General features: G+C 72.5%; 16 protein-coding genes. 5 read left to right on the forward strand and 11 right to left on the reverse strand.

Going from position 1 to position 15,723, the window contains the following annotated elements; genetic code table 11:
- Positions 1-18 precede the first annotated feature (18 nt).
- On the forward strand, positions 19-1,440 hold the full coding sequence (locus AC07AW_RS02580) for a zinc-dependent metalloprotease (protein WP_478813681.1): 1,422 nt from the start codon (positions 19-21) through the stop codon (positions 1,438-1,440).
- Positions 1,437-1,961, forward strand: coding sequence for an NUDIX hydrolase (locus AC07AW_RS02585; RefSeq protein ID WP_478813682.1), 525 nt, complete (start codon positions 1,437-1,439; stop codon positions 1,959-1,961). The genes AC07AW_RS02580 and AC07AW_RS02585 overlap by 4 nt, the downstream gene beginning before the upstream one ends.
- Positions 1,962-2,012: 51 nt before the next feature.
- Here the strand turns inward: AC07AW_RS02585 and AC07AW_RS02590 are convergent, their stop codons facing one another.
- From AC07AW_RS02590 to AC07AW_RS02605, 4 genes are all read right to left on the reverse strand, one after another.
- On the reverse strand, positions 2,013-2,768 hold the full coding sequence (locus AC07AW_RS02590) for an AIM24 family protein (RefSeq protein WP_478813683.1): 756 nt from the start codon (positions 2,766-2,768) through the stop codon (positions 2,013-2,015).
- 19 nt (positions 2,769-2,787) lie between these two features.
- Positions 2,788-3,468 carry an AIM24 family protein gene (locus AC07AW_RS02595; RefSeq protein WP_478813684.1) on the reverse strand — a complete coding sequence of 227 codons (681 nt, stop codon included), beginning with the start codon at positions 3,466-3,468 and terminating at the stop codon, positions 2,788-2,790.
- 11 nt (positions 3,469-3,479) lie between these two features.
- Positions 3,480-5,117 carry a TerD family protein gene (locus AC07AW_RS02600; protein ID WP_478813685.1) on the reverse strand — a complete coding sequence of 546 codons (1,638 nt, stop codon included), beginning with the start codon at positions 5,115-5,117 and terminating at the stop codon, positions 3,480-3,482.
- 132 nt (positions 5,118-5,249) lie between these two features.
- Positions 5,250-5,825, reverse strand: a complete 576-nt coding sequence (locus AC07AW_RS02605) for a M48 metallopeptidase family protein (RefSeq protein WP_478813686.1) — start codon at positions 5,823-5,825, stop codon at positions 5,250-5,252.
- Positions 5,826-6,048: 223 nt separating this feature from the next.
- Between AC07AW_RS02605 and AC07AW_RS02610 the strand changes: the two genes are divergently transcribed.
- Positions 6,049-7,218: a TOMM precursor leader peptide-binding protein gene (locus AC07AW_RS02610; RefSeq protein ID WP_478813687.1), complete on the forward strand. Its 1,170-nt coding sequence runs from the start codon at positions 6,049-6,051 to the stop codon at positions 7,216-7,218.
- A 41-nt stretch (positions 7,219-7,259) separates the two neighbouring features.
- Entirely contained in the window at positions 7,260-8,609 is a 1,350-nt protein-coding gene (locus tag AC07AW_RS02615) for an ABC1 kinase family protein (protein ID WP_478813688.1), read from the forward strand.
- Positions 8,610-8,888: 279 nt separating this feature from the next.
- Here the strand turns inward: AC07AW_RS02615 and AC07AW_RS02620 are convergent, their stop codons facing one another.
- From AC07AW_RS02620 to AC07AW_RS02640, 5 genes are all read right to left on the reverse strand, one after another.
- The gene (locus AC07AW_RS02620) at positions 8,889-9,071 is read right to left on the reverse strand and encodes a hypothetical protein (RefSeq protein WP_468876065.1); all 183 of its coding nucleotides are present in this window, start codon (positions 9,069-9,071) and stop codon (positions 8,889-8,891) included.
- A 99-nt stretch (positions 9,072-9,170) separates the two neighbouring features.
- Entirely contained in the window at positions 9,171-9,494 is a 324-nt protein-coding gene (locus AC07AW_RS02625) for a hypothetical protein (RefSeq protein ID WP_478813689.1), read from the reverse strand.
- A complete protein-coding gene (locus AC07AW_RS02630) occupies positions 9,491-9,859 on the reverse strand; it encodes a WhiB family transcriptional regulator (protein WP_351192658.1) in 369 nt (122 codons plus the stop codon). Before AC07AW_RS02630 ends, AC07AW_RS02625 begins: the two co-directional genes overlap by 4 nt.
- A gap of 173 nt (positions 9,860-10,032) precedes the next feature.
- Complete coding sequence (locus AC07AW_RS02635) at positions 10,033-10,398, reverse strand: hypothetical protein (protein ID WP_369146394.1); 366 nt, start codon at positions 10,396-10,398, stop codon at positions 10,033-10,035.
- A 171-nt stretch (positions 10,399-10,569) separates the two neighbouring features.
- Positions 10,570-12,750 carry an ATP-dependent DNA helicase UvrD2 gene (locus AC07AW_RS02640; RefSeq protein ID WP_478813690.1) on the reverse strand — a complete coding sequence of 727 codons (2,181 nt, stop codon included), beginning with the start codon at positions 12,748-12,750 and terminating at the stop codon, positions 10,570-10,572.
- A 146-nt stretch (positions 12,751-12,896) separates the two neighbouring features.
- On the opposite strand from AC07AW_RS02640, the gene AC07AW_RS02645 reads away from it, so the two are divergent.
- Positions 12,897-13,151: a mycoredoxin gene (locus AC07AW_RS02645; RefSeq protein ID WP_478813691.1), complete on the forward strand. Its 255-nt coding sequence runs from the start codon at positions 12,897-12,899 to the stop codon at positions 13,149-13,151.
- A 144-nt stretch (positions 13,152-13,295) separates the two neighbouring features.
- Here AC07AW_RS02645 and nudC read toward each other — a convergent pair whose 3' ends face one another.
- Complete coding sequence (nudC, locus tag AC07AW_RS02650; RefSeq protein WP_478813692.1) at positions 13,296-14,264, reverse strand: NAD(+) diphosphatase; 969 nt, start codon at positions 14,262-14,264, stop codon at positions 13,296-13,298.
- A gap of 35 nt (positions 14,265-14,299) precedes the next feature.
- Complete coding sequence (locus tag AC07AW_RS02655; RefSeq protein WP_478813693.1) at positions 14,300-15,718, reverse strand: dipeptidase; 1,419 nt, start codon at positions 15,716-15,718, stop codon at positions 14,300-14,302.
- Positions 15,719-15,723 lie beyond the last annotated feature (5 nt).

The following is a 15,723-nucleotide window of genomic DNA, read 5'->3' on the forward strand; positions in this document are numbered from 1 at the left end:
TACGAGCCGAGGAAACCTGTGAGTGACACCCCATTCGGATTCGGCCTTCCGCCGGAGGAGCCGGAGAACGGCGACGAGGGCAAGAAGAAGGACCCCGCCGGAGGTGGCCAGGGGTCCGGTGGCAACCCGTTCGGTGCGAACCCGTTCGGCTTCGGCGGGCTGCCCGGCATGGGCGGTCCCGGCGGCGCGGACAATCCGTTCGCCGCGATGTTCGGCTCCCTGAACCCCAACGATCTGGGTGCGGCCTTCCAGCAGCTCGGGCAGATGCTGAGCTACGAGGGCGGTCCCGTGAACTGGGACATGGCCAAGCAGATCGCCCGCCAGGTGGTGGCCCAGGGCACCCCCGACGGCGTCAAGGACGCGAGCGTGGGCCCGGCCGAGAAGTCCGCGGTCGAGGAGGCCGTGCGCCTGGCCGACCTGTGGCTGGACCAGGTCACCTCGCTGCCCTCCGGCGCGAACACCGCCGTGGCGTGGAGCCGCGCGGAGTGGGTCGAGGCGACGCTGCCGGCGTGGCAGCAGCTCGTGGACCCGGTCGCCGAGCGGGTCGGCTCGGCGATGGGCGACGTCCTGCCGCAGGAGATGCAGGCCATGGCCGGCCCGCTGATCGGCATGATGCGCTCCATGGGCGGCGCCATGTTCGGCCAGCAGATCGGGCAGGCCGTGGGCGCGCTCGCCGGCGAGGTCGTCGGATCGACGGACGTCGGTCTGCCGCTGGGCCCGGCCGGGCGTGCCGCGCTGCTGCCGCTGAACATCGAGGCCTTCGGCAAGGACCTGGGCGTGCCCTCGGACGAGGTGCGGCTCTACCTCGCCCTGCGCGAGGCCGCGCACCAGCGTCTCTTCGCGCACGTGCCGTGGCTGCGGGCGCACCTCTTCGGCGCGGTCGAGGGGTACGCGCGCGGGATCAAGGTCGACACCTCGAAGCTGGAGGAGGCGGTCGGTCAGCTCGACCCGACGCACCCGGAGCAGCTGCAGGAGGCCCTCCAGCAGGGCATGTTCCAGCCGCAGGACACCCCGGAGCAGAAGGCGGCCCTGGCCCGTCTGGAGACGGCGCTCGCGCTGGTCGAGGGCTGGGTGGACGCGGTGGTCCACGAGGCCGCCAAGTCGCGGCTGACCTCGGCGGACGCGCTGCGCGAGACGCTGCGCCGGCGCCGGGCCTCGGGCGGTCCCGCCGAGCAGACCTTCGCGACGCTGATCGGTCTGGAGCTGCGTCCGCGGCGGCTGCGGGACGCGGCGCGCCTGTGGGCCTCGCTCACCGACGCGCGCGGCGTCGACGGCCGGGACGGTCTGTGGGAGCACCCGGACATGCTGCCGACGGCGACCGATCTGGACGACCCCGACGGCTTCGTGCACCGCGAGCACCTGGACTTCTCCGAGCTGGACAAGATGCTCGGCGAGGCGGCCAAGGGTGAGAACCCCGAGGACGGGAACGACGAGAAGTGAGCCTGTACGACGACGCGGTCCTCGTCCTGAAGGGGTACGAGGACCAGCCGGAGCTGCGCGATGTCTATCTGGACCATCTCGCCGAGCACCCCGACGGCATGTACAAGCCCTGCGAGGCCGGGCATCTGACCTCCAGCGCGCTGGTGATCGACCCTTCACGCGGGCGCGTGCTGCTGACCCTGCACAAGAAGCTGGGCATGTGGCTGCAGATGGGTGGCCACTGCGAGGCGGGTGACACGACGGTGGAGGCGGCGGCGCTGCGCGAGGCGACCGAGGAGTCCGGCATCGCGGGTCTGACCCTGCTGCCGGGCGGCCCGGTGCGGCTCGACCGGCACCCGATCCCGGCGCCGTGTCACTGGCATCTCGACGTGCAGTACGCGGCGCTCGCCCCGGCGGACGCGGTGGCGGAGATCAGCGAGGAGTCGCTGGACCTGCGCTGGTTCGCGTACGAGGACGTGGCGGGTGTGGCCGACACGTCGGTGGTGGAGCTGCTGAAGGGCACGCTGGCGCGGCTGGCGTGACGGACAGCGGTGAGGGGCCGGTCGCGTCGGCGACCGGCCCCTCACGTGTGCTCAGTTCCAGGCGTTGTTCTGGTTCTGGGCGTGGGAGCCGTGCTGGCCGGCGCCGAACTGGGCGGCGATGCCCTGTCCGATGGCGGCGTTCTGCGGGGGCATGACCTCGCTCGGCTGGACGAGCGCGAAGCCCTGGCCGAGGAAGCTGAGTTCCCAGCCCTCGCCCGTGTTGCCACGGCGGCGGCGGACGCTGGAGTTGGTCGTCTGCGCCTGCATCTGGACGCGGAGCCCGGTGGACCAGGCGACGATGGCGTCCGCGTCGACGCTCACGTACTTCTCGGGCGTGACCTGCATCATCAGCGGCTGCCCGGAGGTCATCAGGGCGACCTTGCCGCGGCCGGAGATGTTGAGCTGGTACTTGCCGGTGCCGGAGACGCCGTACTGGCTGTCGACGGCGATGACCTCGGTGTGGAGGGTCGAGTCGAGCGCCAGGACGTAGGCGCTGTCGACGGTCAGGCCGTCCTGCTCGACCTCCACGATGTGGACGTACTGGGCGAGGTTGGCGAAGTAGACCGTGCCCTGGCCGGAGCAGCGCATCAGGTCCAGGCCCTCACCGGTGCGGGCCTGGGCCCGGCGCTGGTTCGGGGTCTTGTACTCGCCGTCGAAGTCGATGAGTCCCTGGTACGCGACCATGGCGCCCTTGCGGGCGAGGATGTCGTCCTGCCCGGTGAGGCTGACCCGCAGGAGCTGCGGGTTCTGGATGACGTACCGCTCCTGGCTCTGCTGCTCGGCGTGGTTGAAAAGCGGGCTCTGCATGGTGTGTTCTCGCTCCCCCTCAGCCCCGGACCCGCAGGCGGTCGGTGCTGTCCTCGCTCGGCTGTACGACGACGATGCCCTGGCCCGAGAAGGCCATCTGGTATGCCTCGCCGCTGCCCCGCCCGATGAGGGAGGACGCCTTGAAGCTGCGCTTGCCCTTGACCTTGAGCGCGGGAGACCAGGCGACGAGGGCGTCGGGGTCGACGTACGTCTCGTCCTCGCCGCGGCCGCAGTCGACGACGAGCGGCGTGCCGCGCGAGGTGAGCGCGACCCAGCCGGTGCCGGCGATCTCCACGTTGAACAGGCCCTGGCCGGCGAACTTGGCGAGCCCCTTGACCCGCTCGACGCCCCACTGGAGGTGGGCGTCGAAGGCGAGGACGTTGGTGCCGTTGACCGAGATCGAGTCGTTCTGGAGGTTGATGACGACGACGTCGGCGCCGTAGTCGGCGAGGTAGAGCAGCCCGTCGCCGGAGCACTTCATGATGGGCGCGCCCTCGCCGGTGGCCCACTGCTGGGCGACCTGGCGGACGGCGGGCGGGTTGGGCTCGTAGCTGATGAAGCCCTCGTAGGCGACCATCGAGCCGGTCCGGGCGTACAGGTCCTGGCCGGAGGCCATGGCGACCTTGAGCATGGTGCGGCCGTGGTTCTCCATGCGGGCCGCGACGGGGGTCGGGGCGTAGCCCGCGAGTTGCTGGTTCATGACGGGCTCCCTCAGACCTCGTAGGGCTGGACGACGATGAAGTTGCCGGGGGCGCCCCGGAACTGGAGGTTCACGGTCTCCCCGCTGTGGCCCGGGTAGGCGTTGCGGCGCAGCCTCACCTGGCTGGAGAGGATGACCTGGGACGCGGACGACCAGGCGACGACGGCGTTGCAGTCGGCGAAGGTCGTGGGCGTGACGGGCAGGACGACGGGGACGCCGTGGGTCTTCACGACGACGGTGCCGGTGCCCTGGAACTGCATGGTGAACAGGGCGCCGCCGGGGATGCCGTGGCCCTCGATGCGGCGGACCTCGTACTGCAGGGACTCGTCGAACGCGAGGACGTTCTCGGCGGAGACGCAGATGCCGTCGCCCTGGAGCTCGATCGGGTGCAGATGGGCGCCCTGTTCGGCGAGGAAGACCTGGCCGCGGCCGGTGCAGCGCATGAGCTGCATCTCCTGGCCGGTGGCGTTGCCGACGATCCGGCCGGCGAAGCCCGCGCCCTTGTAGCCGAAGTCGACCTTGCCCTGGTACATGACCATGGAGCCCTGCCGGGCGAGGACGGGGACGCCGCCCATGGCGAGGTCGACCCGCATGAGCTGCTGGTTCTGCGGGGTCCAGCGGGCGCCGGTGGCGGTCTCCTTGTACGGCGCGAGCGCGGCGGCGAGCCCCGCGCCGGTCGCCGGGGCGCCCTGCGGGACGCCGGGCTGCTGCCCGTACGCCGGCGGCTGCTGCCCGTACGGGGCGGGGGCGGGCTGACCGTAGGGGGCCTGCGGCGGCTGGCCCTGACCGGGGTACTGGCCGGGTGCCTGGCCCGGGATCTGCCCGGGGTACTGGCCGGGCGGCTGTCCCGGGACCTGGCCGTACTGCGGCGGCTGCTGCCCGTAGGGGGCGGGGGCCGGCGCGGGCGGCGGCACGGGGGCCGTCGGGGCCATGGGCGCGACCATCGTCGGCGCCGCGTGGACCGGCGGCGCGGGCGGGACCGGCGCCTGCGGGGCCTGCGGCGCGCCGAACGCGGGCGCGGGGGCCGGGGCGGGCGCGCCGAACGCCGGGGGCGCCGCCGCCTGCGGCGGCGGGGCGAAGCCTGGGGCCGCGCCCTGCTGCTGCGGGGCGGCGGGCTCCTCCTCGGCGACCTCGCCGCCGAAGTTCCGCAGGAGCGCCTCCAGGCCACCGTCGAAGCCCTGGCCGACGGCGGCGAACCGCCACACGTCCTTGAGGTAGAAGTCGCCGAGCATCACCGCGCGTTCGGTGGTGAACTCCGCGCCCGTGAACGCGTAGCGCGCGACCTCCTCGCCGCCCGCCACGATCCGCAGGTGGCCGGGGCCGACCTGGGACATCTGTCCGGCGCCGTCGATCGTCGCGGTGAACGACAGCTTGTGGATGTTCGCGGGGATGCGGTCGAGGGTGACGCGGAAGGACTCGGTGTCACCGGACTGCGCTCCGAGCAGCTGGATGGACTCCTCGGGCGACTTCGGCTGGTTGAAGAAGACGAAGTAGCGGTCGTCGGAGAGCCGCTCGTCCGCGTCGAGTCCGAAGCAGCTGATGTCGAAAGTCAGTCCGGGCGCCGCGATCTGCACACCCACGTACAGATCGGTCCCCGCGGTCAGATCACTGATCTTGGCCTTGTGGCCGCGTTGGAATTCCCTGGCCATGCGTAACGACCGTCCCCCATCCCGAATGGCGAATGCTCGCGCCAGGCTAACCGCTGCGCACGACATTGAGACAGGCCAGGTCGTTTTCGGTACGGAATCGGGAAACCCGCACGCACGCGCGTGCGGGCGCCGTCACTCCTCGCTGGCTGCCGGAAGGTGCGGCAGGCGTGCGGCGGCGACCACGCCCTCCAGGTAGCCGCGCGCCCGCTCGGTGCGCGGGTACGCCTCCAGGAGCCGCCAGAACCGCGGACCGTGCCCGGGGACCAGCAGATGGGCCAGCTCGTGCAGGAGGACGTAGTCGACGACGTACTCCGGCATGCCCTGGAGCCGGTGGGAGAGGCGGATGCTGCCCTCGGAGGGGGTACAGGAACCCCAGCGGGTGTTCTGGTTGGTGACCCAGCGGACCGAGCCGGGGCGGGCCCGGCCGCCGAAGTACTGCTCCGAGAGGCGCAGCGCCCGCTCGGTGAGCTCACGGTCGCCGAGGACGCTCCGGCTCTCCTGGGCGGCGAGCTTGTCGAGCATGACGCCCACCCAGCGGCGCTCCTCCGCCTCCGACATGCGGGCCGGGATGAGCACGATGGTCCGGTCGCCCTCGCGGTAGGCCGAGACGGTTCTGCTGCGCCGCGGGCTTCTGCGGACCTCGACCGCACTCGTCCCCGCCCCGCGGGGCGGTTCGCTGGTCACGCTGCGCTGTGGGTCGGCGGGCACGGCCCCGACGTTACCCGCTGCCGGCGGGGGAAGTCCCGCCTCGGGAGTGGTTTCGGGAACGATCCGACCCGACCGCGCACCATTTGAATGACTAATCCCCTGACCTGTGGACAACTTTCGGCGACCGTCACGGCGGCGGGGCATTCTCACCCGAGGGCGGCACGAAAAGCCGTTGTCGATCATGAAATGCGGGTCACGGGCGAGGACGGACGGGGGCGGGGAAATGCATCCGATGGTGAAACCGGCGCTGCGGCGGGCCTGGCGGAGTCTGCGATGCGTCCAGTTCGGCGTCGCCCCCGCGCACGCGGTGGTGCTCGGCCCGGTCGACCAGGAGACGGGGGCCGTGCTCGGGCTCCTCGACGGCACCCGCGGGACCGCGCTGCTGCGCGCCGAGGCACGGGCGCTCGGCCTCCCGGACGGACGTCTGGAGGCGCTCCTGGGCCGGCTGGAGTCGGCCGGGCTCCTCACGGACGCCGCGACCGGGCGACCCGGGAAGGCGGGGCCGGCCGCCGGCGCGGTGGACGTCGCGCTCGATCCGCTCCGCGCGGACCTGGCCTCCCTCTCCGTGGTCCACCCCGAACCGGAGCGGGCGGCGCGGACCCTGGCGGCCCGTCGGGCCCTGCGCGTCCAGGTACGGGGCGCGGGGCGGGTCGGGGCGACGGTGGCGGCGCTGCTCGCGGCGGCGGGCGTGGGCACGGTCGAGGTCCTCGACACGGGCCGGGTCGAGCCCTGGGAGACGGCCCCGGGCGGCCTCCCGGCGGAGGCGGCGGGCGAACGGCGGGCGACGGCGGCGAGCCGCCTGGTGAGCCGCTGGACCAGGGAGCCGGGAAGGGCAGGTGGCCCGCGCGGCCGGGGCGGGCGGAGCGGATCGGGTGAAGGGTCGGGTGAGCCCGGGCTGTCACTCGTCGTGGTGACACCGCGGGACGGTCTCGGTGCGTACGTCCCCGATCCGCTCCCCGCCGAGCCGTGGCTCTCCACCGGCACCCCTCATCTGTACGCGGGTGTCCTGGAGGCGACGGGGGTGGTCGGGCCGCTCGTGCTGCCCGGCGGCACGGCCTGCGCGCGGTGTCTCCAGGAGGAGCGGACGGACCGGGACCCGGTGACGCCCCGGCTGCTCGCCCAGTGGCGCTCGGGCGCCCCGCATCCGCTGCCCGCCTGCGACCTCGGCCTCGCCACGGCGGTGGCGGGCCTGGCCGCCGCGCACGCGCTGGCGTTTCTGGACGGGGACCTCCCGGCGAGCACGGGCACCCGCTGGGAGGTGTCGCTGCCGCTCCTGGAGTGGCGGGCGGAGCGGCTGAGACCGCACCCGGCCTGTCTCTGCGGGGCGGCGCGCGAAGGAGAAGGGGAGCGCGCCGCGGCAGCCGGGGAGGCACAGGACACAATGGCGGGGTAACGGCCCTGCGTGGCACGGCAGTCTGGGTTTTGGAGGGGCGTATGTCTGATCTTCCCCGGAAGGCGGTCACCCGGACCGCCAAGTTGGCCGCGTTGCCCCTGGGCTTCGCGGGTCGGGCCACCTGGGGTCTGGGCAAGCGGATCGGCGGCAGATCGGCGGAGCTCGTCGCCCGCGAGCTCCAGCAGCGCACGGCCGAGCAGCTGTTCAAGGTGCTCGGCGAGCTGAAGGGAGGGGCCATGAAGATGGGGCAGGCGCTGTCCGTCTTCGAGTCGGCCCTGCCGGAGGAGGTCGCCGGACCGTACCGGGCGGCGCTGACGAAGCTTCAGGACGCGGCCCCGCCGATGCCGACGCGTACGGTGCACGCGGTCCTGGAGGAGCGGCTCGGCGCCGAATGGCGGGAGCTGTTCCTGGAGTTCGAGGACAAGCCGGCGGCGGCCGCCTCGATCGGGCAGGTGCACCGGGCCGTGTGGCACGACGGGCGCGAGGTCGCGGTGAAGGTGCAGTACCCGGGCGCCGGGGAGGCACTGCTCTCGGACCTGACGCAGTTGAGCCGCTTCGCCCGGCTGCTCGGCCCGCTCGTCCCGGGCATGGACATCAAGCCGCTGATCGCCGAGATGCGGGACCGGGTCTCCGAGGAGCTGGACTACGCCCTGGAGGCGGAGGCCCAGCGGGTCCACGCGGAGGAGTTCGCGGACGATCCCGACGTGGTGGTACCCGCGGTGGTGCACCAGTCGGAGCAGATCCTCGTGACCGAGTGGATGGACGGGGTCCCGCTCTCCGAGGTGATCGCGGACGGCACGGAGGAGCAGCGGGACCGGGCGGGCCAGCTGCTCGCCCGGTTCCTCTTCTCGGGCCCGGCGCGCACGGGGCTGCTGCACGCCGATCCGCACCCGGGGAACTTCCGGCTGCTGCCCGGCGCCGGGGAGGACGAGGGGCCGGAGGGCTGGCGGCTCGGCGTCCTGGACTTCGGCACGGTGGACCGGCTGCCGGGCGGGCTGCCGGAGACGATCGGCACCTGTCTGCGGAGGGCGGTCGCCGGGGAGGCCGAGACGGTCTACGAACTGCTGTGCGGGGAGGGCTTCGTCAAGGAGTCCGTCGCGCTCGACCCGGAGGCGGTCCTGGAGTACCTGCTGCCGATCATCGAGCCGGCCGAGGTGGAGACCTTCGTCTTCACCCGCGGCTGGATCCGCACCCAGGCGGCCCGGATCGCGGACCCCCGGTCCCCGGCGCACCAGCTGGGCAAGCAGCTGAACCTGCCGCCGGCGTATCTGCTGATACACCGTGTGACCTTGAGCACCATCGGGGTGCTCTGCCAGCTGAACGCGACGGTACGCCTCCGGGACGAGCTGGCGGAGTGGCTCCCGGGCTTCGAGGTCCGGGACCCCGCGTAGAGGCCGGCGCCCCCGCCCCGTGTGGGCAATCGTCCCGCAGGGCGGGACGGGTGGGCACACGGGACGGCGCCCTCAGCGGCGCCTCCGCGTTCCGGGCCTGGACCCGCACCCGTAGCGGCGGTGCACCTCGTGGTGCGGGTCAGGGCGCGGAAGCCTCTGGCGCCGGCAGGGGCGCCGTCCGTTGTGCCCACCCGTTCCGCCCCTTGCGGAACGCCTGCCCACAACGGGGGTGGGTGGGCGCCGCCCCGGGGGAACGGCTGCCCACAACGGGGGCGCAGGTCACCACCAAGAAGAGTCGAGGCGGCCTTCGATCGAGCGGATGTTGGCTCGGGCGCAGTCCTCGCAGAAGTACTGCCGCCGGCCGTTCTCGACCGAGCAGGTCCAGGTCAGCGGCAGGGTCTCGGTGGTCTTGCCGCAGCGCGCGCAGGCGAAGGGTGCCTCGGGGGTACGGGCGTCGTTCACTCTTGTGACGATAGCCCGGCGGGGACGCCGCGGACCGGACAACGCACCGCGGGGGCCGGTCCGTTCGGACCGGCCCCCGCGGAGGCATCACGGCGATGCTCAGTGCATGACGGCCATGGCGAGCGCGCGGCGGGCGCGCAGCGAGACGCGCTCGGCGCGGCGCTGCATGCGCCGGGCGGCGACCAGGCGCACGGCCTGGCGTTCCGCTTCGGCCTCACGCTGTCGCTCGTGCATATGGGCACGGGCCAGGGCTTCAGGGGCGAGTTGCATTTCACGGGTCCTGTTCTGTCGCGCGGTGTGCGCGGCGGCGGGGGAGAAGACTGGAGTCACGGAGCCGGCGGGCTCGCTCGCGGAAGAGGTCATCGGGGCCAACTTCTGGGGATCGTGCGTGAGGGGGCGGTCGATGGTTCCGGTGGCGCTCATGCCGCGACCGGGTTCTTGCGCGGACGGCCACGGGGCCGCTTGCGGGCGACGACCACGCCCTGGACGAAGAGCTCGCCGCCCCAGACGCCCCAGGGCTCGCGGCGCTCCTTGGCACCGGCCAGGCAGGCCGCCACGAGCGGGCAGGTCTGGCAGAGGGACTTCGCGTACTCGACGTCGGCCGGGGACTCGGCGAAGAAGACCTCGGGGTCGTAGGCGCGACAGGGGACGGGTACGCCGAGGTTCTCGATGGCGTCGTCGAGCGCGGTGAGCGCGGTGAGGGGGGTCAAAGCGGGGTCCTCCGTGAGGCCGGGCAGGGGGATCGATTCGGAATGCGGTACGGACGGGGCGTGCGCTTCGAGTTGCACGGTGGTCTTTCCTCGTCTGGTCGTTCCGGCCTGTTGGCCGGGGTTTCGGCTGGTACCGGGCGGTGTCTTTCCCGAGGCCCCTTCGCGCCGTCGTCCCCGTTCGGGGACAAACAGAAGGGCCGCGGATCCCGGGTGGGGTTCCGCGGCCCTGAAGGCGCCGGTCTGATCATGGATCAGACTGGATCACTCCAGGGTTCGAGCCCACGGAAGGCCCACATCATGTGGTGGTGCGTCGTCGTCTGCTGCTGGGTTCCGGCACCGGTCGCCGCAAAGCCATAGGCCGTGGCCTTGCCTGCTACTCCTGCTTCCAGTGCCTTGGTCGGTCGCTCATTGCGCGGAGCCACGGCGGCCGCACCGAGACCGGAGAGACCGGTGACGGGCAGGCCGGCGACGGGCAGACCGGTGCCAATGAGAGCCGAGGCGGAGAGGCCGAGCGAGCAGGCGGAGACGACCGAGCGATCGGTCATTTTGGCCGTGCCGACGATGCTGACGGTGCTGATGGAGCTGGCGGTGCGGGTCTGAATGGTGGTGCTGATCACTGGAATCGCCTCCTCTCGGCGTCTCGGAGGGCTCGGGTGCGAGCCGGACCCTCATGTTTATTTGGACAAGTACAGCACGAAGACAGGGCTTCGAAGAAGCGCTGTTTCCGTGGTTAAGAACCTATGGGGCTTGACGGGGCGTGCGCAAACTATTTTTCCGACGAGTTTTCCTCAGACCTCGTCCTCGCCCGTCCCACCCTCCTCACCTGCGCAGATGGCCAGGACCTCGGCCCCGAAGCGGTCGAGCTTGCGGACACCGACGCCGGCGATCGAGGAGAGCTCTCCGTCGGTGGCGGGGACACGCTCCGCGATCGCCATGAGCGTCTTGTCGGTGAACACGCAATACGCAGGCTGGCCGAGCTCCCTGGCCTGTTCCGATCGCCAGTCCCGCAGCCGCTCGTACAGCGCCTCGTCCATGTCGGAGGGGCAGTCCTCGCAGCGCATCAGCTTCATCGCGCCCGCCTCGGTGAGCGTGGCGCCGCAGACCCGGCACGGGACGGGGCCGCGCGCCTTGCGCCGGACGGGGCCGCTCCCCCGTTCGACGGAGCCGGCGCCGCCGCCGGAGCCGACGGTGCCGAGGGAACCGGAGCCGGGCCGCAGCCCCTTGAGGAAGCGGCTGGGGCGCCGGTTGGCGCGGCCGCCCGGGGAGCGGGAGAGCGCCCAGGAGAGCGTGAGGTGGACCCGGGCCCGGGTGACGCCGACGTACAGCAGGCGCCGCTCCTCCTCGACCTGCTCGTCGGTCTTGGCGTACGTGATGGGCATCATGCCCTCGGTGAGGCCGACCAGGAAGACGGCGTCCCATTCGAGGCCCTTGGCGGCGTGCAGCGAGGCGAGGGTGACGCCCTGCACGGTCGGGGCGTGCTGGGCGGCGGCCCGCTCGTCGAGTTCGGCGACCAGGTCGGAGAGGGTGGCTCCGGGCTTGGCGCGGGCGAAGTCCTCGGCGAGCCGGACGAGGGCGGCGAGGGACTCCCAGCGGTCGCGGACGGAGCCGGAGCCGGCGGGCGGCTGCGGGGTCCAGCCGTTGCTGGAGAGCACGGCACGGACCTGGGCGGGCAGGTCCTCGGCGTCGTCGAGGAGGGAGTCGTTGCCGCCGGCGCGGGCGGCACCGCGCAGGGCGATGCCCGCCTTGCGCACCTCCTCCCGCTCGAAGAAGCGCTCGGCGCCGCGGAGCTGGTAGGGCACTCCGGCGTCGGCGAGGGCCTGCTCGTAGACCTCGGACTGGGCGTTGATCCGGTAGAGGACGGCGATCTCGCCGGCGGGGACGCCGGCGGCGATGAGGTCGCGGATGCGGCGGGCGGTGCCCTCGGCCTCGGCGGGTTCGTCGGCGTACTCCGTGTAGACCGGCTCGGGGCCCGGGTCGCGCTGGGAGATCAGCTCCAGGCGGTGCTCGGCGGCCCGGCCGCGGGCCTGGCTGAGCAGCCCGTTCGCCAGGTGGACGACCTGCGGGGTGGAGCGGTAGTCGCGGACCAGCTTGACGACGGTGGCGCTCGGGTGCCGGGTGCGGAAGTTCAGCAGGTGGTCGGGGGTGGCGCCGGTGAAGGAGTAGATCGTCTGGCTGGCGTCGCCGACGACGCAGAGGTTGTCGCGGTCGCCGAGCCACAGGTCGAGCAGCCGCTGCTGGAGCGGGGAGACGTCCTGGTACTCGTCCACGACGAAGTGCTGGTACTGGCGGCGGATCTGGTCGGCGATGTCGTGCCGGTCCTGGAGGATGCCGACGGTGAGCAGCAGCACGTCCTCGAAGTCGATCACCGAGCGGTCGCGCTTCAGCTGCTCGTACATGGCATAGATCTGGCCGATCTCGGCCGGGTCGCGGGGGGCGTCCCTGACGGACTTGGCGACGGCGGCCGGGTAGTCGGCGGGGACGGTCTGGGTGACCTTGGCCCACTCGATCTCGCCGGTCACGTCCCTGAGCTCGTTCCGGTCGAGGCGGATCCGGCAGCGGGCGGCGGCGTCGGCGACCAGCTGGATCTTCCGCTCCAGGAGCCGGGGCAGCTCACCACCGACTGCTTTCGGCCAGAAGAACTGGAGCTGGCGGAGGGCCGCGGAGTGGAACGTACGGGCCTGGACGCCGCCCGCGCCGAGCTGCCGGAGCCGGCCGCGCATCTCGCCGGCGGCCCGGTTGGTGAACGTGACGGCCAGCACGCTGGCGGGCTGCAGGATGCCCGCCCGCACCCCGTACGCGATCCGGTGGGTGAGGGCCCGCGTCTTGCCCGTGCCGGCTCCCGCGAGCACGCACACCGGCCCGTTCAGGGCAAGGGCGACCTCGCGCTGCTCGGGGTCGAGCCCGTCGAGCACCGCGTCGGCCGTCTCCGGGACCTGCGGGAAGAGAGTGGAGTGCGTTGCTGATGTCACCCCCCAATGCTGCCAGGTCGGGCGAGCGTGCCGTCGAAGCCTGTCCACAGGCACGTGCCGCCGGTCATACGAATTCCGGGAATGGCGCGGAGGGGGCGTACGTTCTCCTTCACGGACCCGTCCGCGAACAAGAGGAGCGCCTGGCCATGCAGGGCACTGTGACGATGTACAGCACCGAGTGGTGCGGCTACTGCCGTCGGCTGAAGAGCCAGATGGACCGCGAGGGCATCGCGTACACGGAGATCAACATCGAGCAGGACCCCGACTCGGCGGCGTTCGTCGAGAAGGCCAACGGCGGAAACCAGACGGTCCCGACCGTCCTCGTGGTTTCCCCCCAGGGGAACGAGTCGGTCATGACCAACCCTTCTCTCGCCCAGGTCAAGCAGGCCCTGGCGGTCTGAGGCCCGCGGAACACGACCCCCGCCCGGCCCGGAGCCGGTCGGGGGTTTCGTATGCCCCGAGATCCGCGGGGCGCGCGGTCGGCGTAGTCGTCATGGGGAAGCCCCCGGCCGAAGGGTCGGGGGCTTCGCTGTCCGGTGTGGGCGTCAGACCACGTCGCCCGGCTTCGGGAGGGGCTTGCCGTACCAGCGTTCGATCAGGCGCGAGGCGATCGAGATGCCGTACGGGGGCAGGACCTCGCCGGACTCGAAGGCCGCGGCCAGGTCCTCGCGGGAGAACCAGCGGGCCTCGTGGATCTCCTCGCCGTCCACGTTGATCTCCGAGGAGGTCGCCTTGGCGAAGAAGCCCAGCATCAGGCTGGACGGGAACGGCCAGGGCTGGCTGGCGATGTACTCGACCTCGCCGACCGTCACACCGGCCTCCTCGAAGACCTCACGGGCCACCGACGCCTCTATGGACTCCCCCGGCTCCACGAAACCGGCGAGGGTCGAGAAGCGGCCCTCCGGCCAGTGCACCTGGCGGCCGAGCAGCGCCCGGTCGTGCTCGTCCGTGACCAGCATGATCACCGCGGGGTCGGTGCGCGGGTAGTGCTCGGCGCCGCAGGCCTGGCAGCGGCGGACGTGACCGGCGGCCGCGATGACCGTCCGCTCGCCGCAGCGCGAGCAGAAGCGGTGGAGGCGCTGCCAGTTCTCCAGGGCCACCGCGTGCACCATCAGGCCCGCGTCGCGGTCGGAGAGCAGCAGTCCGGCCTCGCGCAGCCCGGCCGGGCGCGCCGACTGGTCCATGCGGCCGGGCAGGGAGTCCTTCTGGAGCGCGAAGTACGAGACGCCCTCGGCGTCCGTGCCCAGGAAGTAGCGGTGGGTCTCGGTGACCGGGGCCTCGAACGCCGGCGTCATCACGAGCTCGGTGGTGCCGTCGGGACGGTCGTCGATCAGCACCTGCCCCCCGGAGACCACGAAGACCCGGGTCGTGGGGTGGCTCCAGGCCGCCGCCAGCCACGCCTCGTCGAGACGGTGGTGGGCGGCGCGGTCGATGCCGCTCGGGGCGGTGAGCGAGATCGGGCGGTCCGCCGACACGTCCTTCGGGCTGCTCGGCGCGTTCTTCAAGGTGCTCACAGGTGCTTCCAACTCCCCCGGATCGGTGTGTGGGTTCAGCGCGCGGCGGCGTGAAGTGCGGCGGGCAGGTCGGTCCACAGGTGCGCGGTCGTCTCGACGCCCTTCATGAGGAGATCCAGTTCGATCTTCTCGTTGGGGGCGTGCCAGCCGTCGGACGGCACGGAGATGCCGAGGAACAGGACGGGCGCCTCCAGGACGTCCTGGAGGTCGGCGGCCGGTCCCGAGCCGCCCTCGCGGGTGTAGCGGACCTTGGCGCCGTCGAAGGCCCTGCTCATGGCACCGGCCACCGCCTTGAGGGCGGGGTGGTCGAGAGGGGTGAGGCAGGGGCGGGTCGGGGCGCCGAAGACGATCTCGTACCGGATGCCGGCGGGGACGAGTCCGGCCAGCCAGTCCCGTACCGCGAGCTCGATCTTGGCCGGGTCCTGGCCCGCGACCAGACGGAACGACAGCTTCAGCTGGGCCGAGGCGGGGACGATCGTCTTGCCGCCGGGGCCCTGGTAGCCGCCGCCGATGCCGTTGACCTCGGCGGTGGGCCGGGCCCACACCCGCTCCAGGGTCGAGAAGCCGGCCTCGCCGAGGGTGCCGCGGGACTTGGCCGTCCGCAGCCAGGCCGCCTCGTCGAAGGGCAGCTCGGCGACGAGGGCCCGCTCGGCCTCCGTCAGTTCCGTCACCCCGTCGTAGAAACCGGGGATCGCCACGTGCTCGTGCTCGTCGTGCAGGGCCGCGACGATCCGCCCCGCGACGGTCGCCGGGTTCGGCACGGCGCCGCCGAAGGAGCCGGAGTGGATGTCCTGGTCGGGGCCGTACAGCTCGATCTCGCAGTCGGCGACCCCGCGCATGCCGGTGCAGACGGTCGGGGTCGTCTCGGACCACATGCCGGTGTCGGAGACGATCACGGCATCGGCGGCGAGCCGCTCGGCGTGCTCCTCGACCAGCGCGCGGAAGTGCGGGGAGCCGGACTCCTCCTCGCCCTCGACGATCAGCTTGAGGTTGACGGCGGGCGCGGTGCGGCCGGTGGCCGCCAGGTGCGCGCGGACGCCGAGGGTGTGGAAGAACACCTGCCCCTTGTCGTCCGCCGCCCCGCGCGCGTACATCCGGCCGTCGATCACCGTCGGCTCGAACGGGTCCGTGTCCCAGCCGTCCTCACGGGCCGCGGGCTGCACGTCGTGGTGGCCGTAGACGAGGACGGTCGGGGCGTCCGGGTCCCCGGAGGGCCACTCGGCGAAGACGGCGGGAGCGCCGTCCGTCTCCCAGACCTCGACCGTGGGGAAGCCGGTCTCCGTGAGCTTGGCGGCGAGCCACTCGGCGCTGCGCCGTACGTCCCCGGCCCGGTCCGGCTGGGCCGACACGGAAGGGATGCGCAGCCACTCGGCCAGGTCGCCGAGGAAGGCGGCACGGTGCTGCTCGACGTACGTACGTACGGTGCGGACGGCGCTGTCCGGGGTCTCGCTCATGCCCC

The sequence above is a fragment of the Streptomyces sp. NPDC044003 genome (assembly GCF_056435185.1).

What these genes read in the sequence shown, in the direction of transcription:
- AC07AW_RS02615 (WP_478813688.1), top strand. Translation starts at nt 7,260, where the DNA reads ATGTCTGATCTTCCCCGGAAGGCGGTCACCCGGACCGCCAAGTTGGCC.
- AC07AW_RS02600 (WP_478813685.1), bottom strand. Translation starts at nt 5,117, where the DNA reads ATGGCCAGGGAATTCCAACGCGGCCACAAGGCCAAGATCAGTGATCTG.
- AC07AW_RS02645 (WP_478813691.1), top strand. Translation starts at nt 12,897, where the DNA reads ATGCAGGGCACTGTGACGATGTACAGCACCGAGTGGTGCGGCTACTGC.
- AC07AW_RS02610 (WP_478813687.1), top strand. Translation starts at nt 6,049, where the DNA reads ATGCATCCGATGGTGAAACCGGCGCTGCGGCGGGCCTGGCGGAGTCTG.
- AC07AW_RS02590 (WP_478813683.1), bottom strand. Translation starts at nt 2,768, where the DNA reads ATGCAGAGCCCGCTTTTCAACCACGCCGAGCAGCAGAGCCAGGAGCGG.
- AC07AW_RS02655 (WP_478813693.1), bottom strand. Translation starts at nt 15,718, where the DNA reads ATGAGCGAGACCCCGGACAGCGCCGTCCGCACCGTACGTACGTACGTC.
- AC07AW_RS02625 (WP_478813689.1), bottom strand. Translation starts at nt 9,494, where the DNA reads ATGAGCGCCACCGGAACCATCGACCGCCCCCTCACGCACGATCCCCAG.
- AC07AW_RS02595 (WP_478813684.1), bottom strand. Translation starts at nt 3,468, where the DNA reads ATGAACCAGCAACTCGCGGGCTACGCCCCGACCCCCGTCGCGGCCCGC.